Annotated in this window: 1 protein-coding gene; it reads left to right on the forward strand. The window is 75.3% G+C overall.

Features of this window, described 5'->3' with window-relative positions:
- Window positions 1-55: 55 nt before the first annotated feature.
- Window positions 56-1547, forward strand: a 1492-nt coding sequence (locus MXD58_RS27305) for a transglutaminase-like domain-containing protein (RefSeq protein ID WP_250610866.1), incomplete at its 3' end; no start/stop codon positions are given.

The following is a 1547-nucleotide window of genomic DNA, read 5'->3' on the forward strand; positions in this document are numbered from 1 at the left end:
CACCGCGACCTGGCTGGCGTCGGCGACCAGGTCGGCCTGTGCGGTTGCCGTCGTCGTGGCGGTCGGGGCAGGCCTCGCGGGTGGTCCGCTGCGCGCGTCCGGGCACCGCCCGCCCGCGGATCCCCGGACGCTGCGCACCACAGCCGCGACCGCTGTTCCGGAGCTGAGCCCGTTGAGCCGGCTCGCCGGGTGGACCGCCCATCCCGACCAGACGCTCTTTCGCGTGCGGCTGACGCCCGCTCGAACCGGACCGGCGGCGATGCGACTCGCCGTGCTCAATTCCTACGACGGCGCGGACTGGACCAGCACCGCTCGCTACCTGCCGGCGGGGCACGCGGTCAGCCTGCCGGCGGCCGGCGATCCCTCCACCTCTGCCCCGTTGGGAGCAGGGGATGACCGGTCCACGCCGGTGACCCAGGATCTGACCATCGCCGGTCTCGCCGGCAGCCTGGTGCCGGCCCTGGCCCAGCTGGGCCAGTTCTCACTGTCGAACCCGGCCGCCGGCGGAGGCTTCGCGGTCGCGCCGAGCGACGGAACCCTGCTCCGGACCAGCCCGCTGCGGGCCGACGACAGCATGCGCCTCGTCTCGACGCCGCCTGTCGACCTGTCGGCCGAACAGCTGCTGGCACTGACGGTGTCCCGGACGACGGACAACGCCCGGTATCTGGAGCTGCCCGCCGACCTTCCGCCGGTGCTGCGCGGGCTGGCCGTCGTCGCGACCGCCGGCGGCACGTCCCCCTACCAGCGGGCGGCACTCCTACGGCAGTACCTGATGGCCGCGTTCGTCTTCGACCCGACCGTTCCCGCCGGCCACAGCCTCGCCCACGTCAGCCACTTTCTCGAACAGACCCGGCGCGGCACCTCCGAGCAGTTCGCCACCGCGTTCGTCCTCGCCGCCAGGCTCCTCGGCCTGCCCGCGCGCCTCGTCGTCGGCTTCACCACGAGCGGCACGGGAAGCGAGCCGCGCACGGTCCACGGCGCTGACGCCCTCGCCTGGGCGGAGATCGACTTCGCCGGTGCGGGTTGGCTGCCGTTCTTCCCCACCCCCCGAGCGGGCGACGCGCGCGGCGCCGCCGTCGCGGGATCGACACAGGGTGAGTCCCCCGCCCAGACGTCTCTCGTCAACGCCGTCCTCAGTGCGGCCGCACCGTCCGATCGGGCCAATACCGCCCAGGCAGGGGACTCGGCCACGACACCGCACGGGCCGCGTCCGGAACCCTCCGACTGGGTCCGCGGCGCCCGCTGGGCGGCGACCGGCACCGGCCTGACCCTCGCCTGCTACCTCCTCGTCGCCTGGGCCGTTCCGGGCCTGCGGCGACGGCGGTCGCGCCACCGCGGCGACGGCGGATCCCGGATCGTCGCGGCCTGGCGCCAGGCGATCGACCTGGTCGAGGACGCGGGAAGCCCGGTGCCACCCGCGGCGAGCCCGAGCGAGGTCGTCGCCGCGGCGGTCGGCCTCGTGGACGACGCGGGCGGTACGGCGCTTCGAGGCCTCGCCGACCTCGCGACCCTCGCGCTGTTCGGCGCGGCCCCAGCCCAGTGGGGTG

It is taken from the genome of Frankia sp. AgKG'84/4, from assembly GCF_023242965.2.
Lineage (GTDB): Bacteria > Actinomycetota > Actinomycetes > Frankiales > Frankiaceae > Frankia.